Genomic DNA, 8016 nt, shown 5'->3' with positions numbered 1-8016 from the left:
GCGAGCGACGGCGGCTCCGAGGGGATGGCTTGGCCGGACCCCATGATCAATTTTGCTGAACTTGACGCACAGAACTCCGTATGCGGTAGCTCCGCACGTACGGATCTGAGCGGGGGGGGCGCTGGGAAACCAGCGTCCCTACCGCGACCGGACCTGATTTGCTCAAGCTGAGTCCTTCGCGTTTTGGACTCAAAGCGGTCGCTCCCACTTCTCGGGAAGCCGGCTGCCTTTTCGTTACCGCTCATTGCTGCTTCCTGATCTCGCCCGCCTTGGCGTCTTCGAAGCGATCCAGCATATGTTCCGCGATGTACGGATCAGGCTGCACCATCACCAGCGCGTGGCGGGTGGCCTTCTCGGAGAAGGGAACGAACACGCCAGGGTAAGGACAGAACAGCGCGCCATCGGTCAGCAGCTTGGACCATTAGGACCAGTCCGACATCACGCTGGCGCAAAGCAGATGATGGCGATCGGCCAGCACGTAGTGGTCCCCACGCTCCAGCTGGTGTCGCGGCTCGTCGATGGTCACGTCCACCAGCTCCAGCAGCGCGCTTCTCGCGTCGTCGTCCAACACCTGAACGTCCCTTCGGCACGATCAAAGCCCGTATGGGTGCAATGCACTTCCTAATGAAGCGCCTAAGGAATGTCTCCGCTGAGATGGCCCTGCATGTTCTCGCTTATAACCTCACACGGGTGATGAACATCGTCGGCAAACCGAGCCTGATTGCAGCCATCCGCGCCGCCTAAAGGCCGGAAAGTGCGTCCAAAAGCGCGATAACGCGTCCCTATACCCACCTTGGCCGGCTATCGGACGTTGGAACGCGTGGCCTGCAACGATTGTCGACCACGGCCGCGTCCGTTTGCACACAACCAAGACCCATAGGCGACTTTCAGTCTCCTGAGGCGCGAAAACGCGGCAACATTTCTTTTTATAACCGGCCTTTGGGCTCGTTAGATTAGATTCCGTCGAGCTTCCAAGAAATAGGAGCTAACTATGTCACGTCTCGCGCGAATTGCACTCGCGCTTTCGTTGGCGACGGTGCAGCTTCCGGCTGCCTTTGCGCTAGACAACACATCAGCGACCATTTCTCAGGAGCTTGTGCCTTTTTCCTCGGATGAAGGGCTTACGCGGCTGGCCCGCTCAACTGCCAAGGTGGACTTTCCGGCTCTTGCCAATCAGTTCGAAGCCGAGTCCAACAAAGCGTTCTGCGGACCCGCGTCTGCCGCAATTGTGCTTAACGCCGTTCAAGGTCGGAGCCCTGATCTGCCGAGGGACCGGAGCCGATTGCAGCCCGAAGATCTCAAATATGTTCCGAGCGGTTTCGATCCCACAATCCCTCGCTTCACACAGGATATGGTGATCACCAAAGGCCAGAAGACGCGCGCTCAAGTTTTTGGCGAACCGGTGATGATCAATGGAAAGCAGATCCACGACTTCGGCTATCAGGCCCGTCAGCTCGATGAGATGCTGAGGGCCAATGGTCTTTCGACCCGGCTTGTCATCGTCGATGACAGCAAGCCCGAGCAGGATATTCGGACTGATCTGGTTGAAAACCTCAAGCGTCGTGGTGACTATGTAATCGTCGCCTACCAGCGCAAGGCTGTAGGCCAAGAGGGCCCCGGACATATCTCGCCGCTTGGAGCATATGATGCCGAATCCGACTCGTTCCTGGTCCTTGACGTCAATCCGGCCAGCGCCGACTGGGTATGGATGCCAACTGCAACCCTCATCAAGGGTATGCGCACATTCGATACGATTGAGAATCGCGGGTATATTCTTATCGAGACCCCTTGAGGGCGTTCTTCACTTCGCGTCGATGAAACGGAAATTTCCGCAATTGGCCCATCAGCGACGTGGCGAGACGCCTCATTGAGGTCTGCTCCCTGAGGCAACGCGGACCAAATTTGCTCACCTTGAGTTCTTCTCGCTTTGACCCCGCAGCCGACATTGGGCTGATCGTTGCTTTCGCCGTCAACGCTCTCTCTTACTCTGTAAGCGGCGATAATGGTCGGTCTAGGGCCGAAACGCCCTCACATAGCCTCGTCCGAATTAAATCCTGAGATGCGATGATCATCAGCCAGAATCGCCGGACGAGATCGGGCCGAGAAGATGTCCTCGACTTCGAGACGCATGGTGTCGTGGCATTCGCACGCCGCTGCCGCGAGCCGTGGTCGGTCGATCTCGATTCGGCCTCGTTGATCAGACCTTATCGCCCCGCGCTCGCGCAGATTGCGCATCAGGAGCGTCACGGTCGTTCGTCGTACACCGAGTATTTGCGAAAGCGCCTGCTGGGTGAGCGGCAGTACGTCGTGGTCGATGCGATCGCGAAGCTGGAGCAGCCAGCGAGCCATGCGGGCTTCGACCGGGTGCAGCGCGTTGCAGGCCGAGCCGAGCTGGAACTGTACCAGCATCACTCTAGTGTATTTCTGGACCGCGTGCCGGATCACAGGGCTGCGGTTGAAAGCGGCGTGAAATCGCGATGCAGGGATCCGCGTGGCGGTGCCTGCCGCATGTACGACCGCGGTAGCGGCCGACGGTGACGGCCCGAGCACCGAAAGCATGCCTACTGCCCCCTCGCGTCCAACCGCGGCGGTGGCAACCGTCCTTCCGTCCGCCATGTCGATCATCAGCGAGATGGCACCGCTATGAGGGAAGAAAATGTACTCGATCTCGTCACCCGCTCTCGAAAGGACCGTGTCTTGATCGAGCGGGATCCTCTGGAGCTCGGGCCCCAGTAGATCGAACTCCGATGCAGGCAGTATCGCAAGAAGGCGGTTACCGTTTCCGACGGAAGGCCTCACTGCGGGGAACCGGCAGCGAAGCATCCGCGGCGTGCACCCTTTGGGGCGTCGCGGAATGGTGATCTCAACATAGGTTTAAATCTGCTTCCTCTACGCGCACCGATTTGAATTCACTTAGGAGACAGTTTCACTCTCAAAAAAACAACTTCCAAACTCTCGCCGCGAGAAAAAAGGCTTTCTGCTCGCAGTATCATGAAGGGGGTTGATGCAAATGACTGCCGGATGCAACTGAAAAAAGAGCATAGCAGGCAGGGTGACGCAGCAGTTCCAATTCCGGTCCGCGGCGAACGCTACTGACATTTGCGCGGCGGAGGCCCGTCAAAGCGGTCGGTGAGCCTCCGGCGGCGGCGCCTAGCTAGTCTGGATAGCCAATGCGCAGCATCTCCCGCCACGTTGACGAGGCAATTGAGTAGATGCTTTGCCGCAGTGCATGAGTCCGAAATTGTGAAGGGTTGCGGATACCGGCCGCTTGAGGGACGGCGCCGCGAGTTCGGCGGCCGGCGTCCGAAAGCCTCCAAAGGAGGAAACCGCGCCTAAGGGTGTGTTTCGGCTTCGAACGTTGGCCCCTTTCGGCGTCCAAGGTTGACCCCAGCGTGCAAAGAGTTTTCGACGGCCGTTCATACGCTTGAGTGATCTGCATAGGGTCAACCTTGGATGCCGATCGAGGGTCAAATGGCGTGCCTATTCACATTTCGCCTTCAGTTTTCGAGCCGCCGCCGCGATTGAGGAGAATTGCTCGGTCCAATTGTAGCCTGTCCGGGAATAGACGGTGATCTCGCGGCCGTCGAGATGAAGCTGCGCGCGGTATCCGTCCGCCTTGATTTCATAAACCCAACCGCGACCGTCCGGTGGCTGGTTGCGCAGGGTCGGATCGCACGGGTTGATGAAGCCCGGCTTGGGTGCCTTCCGCGCTCCGTTGATGTCAGCCAGACCAGATCCAACTGAACGCAATGCAACAGCACACATAACAACGCTTCGCCCGAAAGACCCTGTCATGCCGAAGATTCGAATCCGGCCGAGCCGAATCGTTCCCGACACTGGCCAACAGGTGGAACTTTCATGAATCGATCTGCGTTGCGGGGAGGGTAAATGGAGAAACCCATGGCAAAGAAAGCGAAGAAGCAGTCATCACGCGCCCCGAAAGCAGGATCGGGCCCGAGTAGCCGGCGGCCAGCGGTACGAGGTCAGCTACGAGTCGAAAAAGACGGGCCGATCGGCGTCCGCGGTCAAGAAAGCAGTGAAGAAGGTCGGCAATAGCGGCAATAGCCGACGGAAAGTGGAGCGACGGCTCGCGCGTTAGCAGCGCATAAGAGGAGATGGACTCTTGCCCAAGGAAAATGACCTGGAGGGGATCCAAGACCGAGGAGGCAAACACGGTGGTCAGGCGGGCATGCCCAAGTCGCCTCCGCGCCCCAGCACGAACGACGAGGATGTCGTCCGAAAAAAGGATGAAGGGAACGCGAGCGTCCGAGGTAGTCAATTCTATCGACGAGGTGAGATGTCGCGACGATGGTAACGGGGACCTAAAGGCGCCGGATAAGGTGACGGCCAACTTGCATAGGTCGGCCGGTCGCGCCTGTTAAACGACAGAAACGCCATAATATTCTTTCACCAGGCGTCCAGCAGCCGGATCACTCCAGTTCCACGCACTCTCATCACGATACTTGGGTGCCCCGCGGAGCTGATCCTCGGTGATCCCAGTCACGTAGCCACCCAGGCTCGTGTCGTACTTGAACGATTGCCACGGCAGCGGATAGTGATCATCGCCGATGCCGAGGAAGCCACCAAAGCTCAGGACAGCGTAAGAGACGTTGCCGCTAACTTTGTCGATCATCACGCGTTCGATAGTTCCGATCTTTTTATTCTCGGCGCCGTAAACTGAGGTGCCTTCGACCTTGTCGCTCCCGATCAGATTGACTGTCTCGCGAGACTCCGCTGCCATTTGAACCTCCTGTGTCAGGTTATGGGGATTCAATCGCAGCAGGACGCTCGATGTTCCTCCGTGCAGGCTGCCCATCATTTTGGGTCCTGGTGATGGAGTTGAGAACAAGCAACTCGGCGCCTGCCGGCGTGATTTTCACGCAGGTGCCGCTCTCGTGCAGCCCCAGCCAGCCGCGCTCGATTGCGAGTTTGAGGCCGGCGCCATATTCAGCGGGATTGGCCGTCTCCCGACCTATGAATGGGTAATTGATCTTCTCGATGTGGATGCGGCCGTCCTGTAGCCGCGACGGCGTTGGCCAGCTCCAGCAGCCGGCGCGCGGCTTTCTCCGGGTCCACGTAGGGCTTGTCTTCGATGCACTTCATGCGCCTTATCTCTTGTGCCACGGTCGATTTCGATCCTGCGAGATTCGGCGCACCCCCGCAATGGCCTCATCGCCCAGCCTCACCGTTGCTGTTGAGATCGCCGAGCGCCTTAATGCGCACGAAGCTCGGCGCGAAGAAGACAAGTTGTCAGCCTGACTGTCTGACCTATTCAGCGCATTAATCTCCGTCCTTTGAAACTCGCATCTCGCTGTAGCGTTTGGAGTCAGGTGGCTGGGGCAATAACAAGAGGAGGGAATCAAATGGCCGATCAGAAATTAGACGTGCGCGGCATAGTCAAAGAACAAGAGAGTCGCGCGGCTGCCAGTGCCTCCCTCGGCTTCAACGCTGTGAAGCCACTCGTTGAGTTCCAAGCGTCGATGATGCGGCTGTTTGCCGAGAATGTTGATCAGGCGGCGAGCAACTATGAAAAGAGCTTCGAAGCCGTCAGCAAGCTCGTTGAGCGTTCGAGACGCGAGGCAGCGTAGAGTTTGATGGAAAAGAAAACGCCCCGGCACCTCTCCGGAGAAGCTGCCCCAGGGGCGTAGCTCGCCTGATTGGGTCAGATTAATTGCATAGCTTTCCTGGTTCGGGTTCGTTTAAGGGGGGCCGTACCGCGCTCAAAGCGAAACGGCCCCAGCGGCACGAAGCTGGGGCCTTTTCAAACGCCTTGAGCTAGCCGCGCTCGATCGCGAGCTTGAGCCCGGCGCCATATTCGGACGGCTTGGCGTTCTCGTGATCCATGAATGGGTAGTTGATCTTTTCGATGTGGATGCGTCCATTTTGCACGGGCTCGACGGTATGTGCGAGCTCCATCAGCCGGCGGCCGGCTTTCAGGATCGGCGTAGGGGCGGTTCTCTGCGTAGTTCATGCTGCGAATTTATCTTCCTTGTCCGGGCCGCGCATGGCGATCTTCAGGGCGTCGTCGGGCAGCGGTCGCTGGAGTGCCTTGGCCTCATCCCACGGCGCGCGCAGCCAGACGTCGCGCTCCTCATCCGTCGTCAGGATGACCGGCATGGCCTTGTCATGGATCGGTTTGACGACAGCGTTCGCCTCGGTGATCAGGAAGCTATAGACGAACTGTTCCGATGCACTCAAGTCAATGCTGTAGCTATCGAGTAAACTGGCGTTCTCGTACCAGCTCGCAACGACACTTTCCGACGGCGGCGTCGTCCGGCGTACCTGCGGTTTGCGGTCTAAACTCATGCTCATGATGATGTCACCTATTCAAGGGGCCATCAACTACGGGCGTGAAGACAAGCAAATCGCCTCAGCACTTGGCCTGACATAACGGCCCTATAGCTGCATTGAGAAGGAAGTCCGGTTTGGGTCCAAAACGCGACATTGCGTTGCCGGGCTTCAGTCGCGTTGCCTGCCGTGTCTACGCAAGTCTTCGATCCAGCGAGCACGTTGCTTGTTGCCAGCAAGCGAGCCGCCAAAAGTGGTCCGTTCGCGATTCATAACTGTTTCAGGAATTCCAGGAGGGCATTGTTCACGTCTTTGGCGCGCTCTTGCTGAGTCCAATGACCGCAACATTTCAAGACTATTGACTCGCGAAGCAAGGGCACGGACTGTTTCAGGCTAGGGATGAGATGGTCCCAATTCGGAGATCTGTAAACCGCGTCTCGATCGCCGACGATATATAGTGCCGGGACCTGAACCTTTGCGCCAGACCATGGTGCGAGCAACTCCCAATTGCGGTCAATGTTGCGATACCAATTCAAACCTCCTCTAAAGCCGGTGCGCTTGAACTCCTCGACATAAAATTTGATGTCATTGTCCGTGAGCCACGCCGGCAATGATTGGGTCGTAGGCTTCCCATCAAGCCAACCACCGTCACTAGGAAGCATCGTGAGCGACGCAGGATTTTCAACCGCCGCATCGCCAGATAGGGCAAACAATGTTGTCTTGATTGCGTTGTGAACGTCCTTTTCGAGTTCCGCCTCGGCAACGCCCGGCGTCTGGAAATAGAGTTGATAGAAGCGCTGCTTTTCCGCCCTCGGCATGACAGTGCTTGGTCGGTTGGGACCACGCACCGGAAACGGTACGCTCAAGCTGCCGACCGCCCTAAATCGATCCGGTCTAAACAGAGCGCAGCGCCAAGCGACCGGCGCTCCCCAATCATGTCCGACAATGACTGCTTGATCCGTGCCGATCGCGTCGAGCAACCCGACCATGTCTCCGGTCAGATGCAATAGAGTATATTGATCGATCGCATCCGGTTTGTCCGTCTGCCCGTAACCACGCATGTTGGGCGATGGCGCGATATCCGGCGGCAGCGAGTGCTTCTAATTGGTGCCGCCACGAATACCAGCACTCCGGAAAGCCATGGCAGAGAAGCACAGTTGGGCCGTCCCCTGCTTCGGCCAGGTGCATTCGAATGCCATTTGTCTCGATAAATCGATGCGAGATCGTCATCTGCCAACCTCCGCTCTGCATTTCCGTAGCTCCTCTTGATCGGCTGGATCGCCGACACCCAGTCGAACGGCAGACCGCCCAAACGACATGCTCTATGAATTTATTTTCGAGCCCGCACCGCGCCTCGATGTACAAACGCCGACCGAACCCGAACCGAATTACCGGGATCCCTGGCGCAGGGGAAAATCCGGATAGCCCCAGTCATGGTCGCGATTGACGATCCCGATCCCGATGGAGCAGGAATTGATGTCTTCCTCGCCCGCCCAGGATGAGACGCCGGCGTGCCAGGCGCGCTTGGCTTCGGGCACGCACTGCACGACGTGGCCGTCCTCCAGCACGATGTAGTGAGCGGAGAGCTCGGTTTCCGGCGACGGTCGTCGGCAGCTGGCTGGGCGCGCGAAAAGGAGCCAGTGTCTGCTCAGGGTGTGCGCCGTGACAAGGCGGCGCTTTCCAGTGGGTGCAAGTCCCACCCGGCAAACGCTCCAGCCGGAAGCAATC

At 58.3% G+C, this 8016-nt stretch carries 9 protein-coding genes and 4 pseudogenes; 4 read left to right on the top strand and 9 right to left on the bottom strand.

Annotation, left to right across the window (positions count from 1 at the left end; translation table 11 throughout):
- Positions 1-241: 241 nt before the first annotated feature.
- On the bottom strand, positions 242-373 hold the full coding sequence (locus tag ACZXDY_RS43650; protein ID WP_283807061.1) for a hypothetical protein: 132 nt from the start codon (positions 371-373) through the stop codon (positions 242-244).
- Between the two features lie 48 nt (positions 374-421).
- Entirely contained in the window at positions 422-571 is a 150-nt protein-coding gene (locus ACZXDY_RS43645; RefSeq protein WP_155255670.1) for a hypothetical protein, read from the bottom strand.
- Here ACZXDY_RS43645 and ACZXDY_RS43640 point away from each other — a divergent pair.
- Both ACZXDY_RS43640 and ACZXDY_RS43635 read left to right on the top strand, forming a co-directional pair.
- A pseudogene (locus tag ACZXDY_RS43640) lies at positions 559-744 on the top strand (IS5/IS1182 family transposase); the annotation flags it as partial. The gene ACZXDY_RS43645 and the pseudogene ACZXDY_RS43640 sit on opposite strands and share 13 nt — an antisense overlap.
- A gap of 247 nt (positions 745-991) precedes the next feature.
- Positions 992-1792 carry a phytochelatin synthase family protein gene (locus tag ACZXDY_RS43635; protein ID WP_464349737.1) on the top strand — a complete coding sequence of 267 codons (801 nt, stop codon included), beginning with the start codon at positions 992-994 and terminating at the stop codon, positions 1790-1792.
- Positions 1793-2028: 236 nt separating this feature from the next.
- Here the strand turns inward: ACZXDY_RS43635 and ACZXDY_RS43630 are convergent, their stop codons facing one another.
- Positions 2029-2823: a Crp/Fnr family transcriptional regulator gene (locus ACZXDY_RS43630; RefSeq protein WP_051397362.1), complete on the bottom strand. Its 795-nt coding sequence runs from the start codon at positions 2821-2823 to the stop codon at positions 2029-2031.
- 657 nt (positions 2824-3480) lie between these two features.
- Positions 3481-3795, bottom strand: a complete 315-nt coding sequence (locus ACZXDY_RS43625; RefSeq protein ID WP_245287698.1) for an ATP-dependent DNA ligase — start codon at positions 3793-3795, stop codon at positions 3481-3483.
- Between the two features lie 105 nt (positions 3796-3900).
- Here ACZXDY_RS43625 and ACZXDY_RS43620 point away from each other — a divergent pair.
- Positions 3901-4099: pseudogene (locus ACZXDY_RS43620) on the top strand (DUF3606 domain-containing protein).
- A 279-nt stretch (positions 4100-4378) separates the two neighbouring features.
- On the opposite strand, the gene ACZXDY_RS43615 reads toward ACZXDY_RS43620, so the two are convergent.
- Positions 4379-4741: a PRC-barrel domain-containing protein gene (locus ACZXDY_RS43615; protein WP_028169244.1), complete on the bottom strand. Its 363-nt coding sequence runs from the start codon at positions 4739-4741 to the stop codon at positions 4379-4381.
- A gap of 622 nt (positions 4742-5363) precedes the next feature.
- Between ACZXDY_RS43615 and ACZXDY_RS43610 the strand changes: the two genes are divergently transcribed.
- Positions 5364-5588 (top strand): hypothetical protein, encoded by a 225-nt coding sequence (locus ACZXDY_RS43610; RefSeq protein WP_028168928.1) that lies wholly within the window; start codon positions 5364-5366, stop codon positions 5586-5588.
- A 187-nt stretch (positions 5589-5775) separates the two neighbouring features.
- Here the strand turns inward: ACZXDY_RS43610 and ACZXDY_RS43605 are convergent, their stop codons facing one another.
- The 4 genes and pseudogenes from ACZXDY_RS43605 to ACZXDY_RS43590 form a co-directional block, all read right to left on the bottom strand.
- Complete coding sequence (locus ACZXDY_RS43605; protein WP_245287697.1) at positions 5776-5916, bottom strand: hypothetical protein; 141 nt, start codon at positions 5914-5916, stop codon at positions 5776-5778.
- A 51-nt stretch (positions 5917-5967) separates the two neighbouring features.
- A pseudogene (locus ACZXDY_RS43600) lies at positions 5968-6177 on the bottom strand (SOS response-associated peptidase); the annotation flags it as partial.
- A 380-nt stretch (positions 6178-6557) separates the two neighbouring features.
- Complete coding sequence (locus tag ACZXDY_RS43595; RefSeq protein WP_464349736.1) at positions 6558-7349, bottom strand: alpha/beta fold hydrolase; 792 nt, start codon at positions 7347-7349, stop codon at positions 6558-6560.
- 339 nt (positions 7350-7688) lie between these two features.
- Positions 7689-7880: pseudogene (locus tag ACZXDY_RS43590) on the bottom strand (N-acetylmuramoyl-L-alanine amidase); the annotation flags it as partial.
- Positions 7881-8016: the final 136 nt, after the last annotated feature.

This window comes from Bradyrhizobium sp. LeoB3 (assembly GCF_055456055.1).
This window is presented reverse-complemented; position numbering and strand designations above follow the sequence as displayed.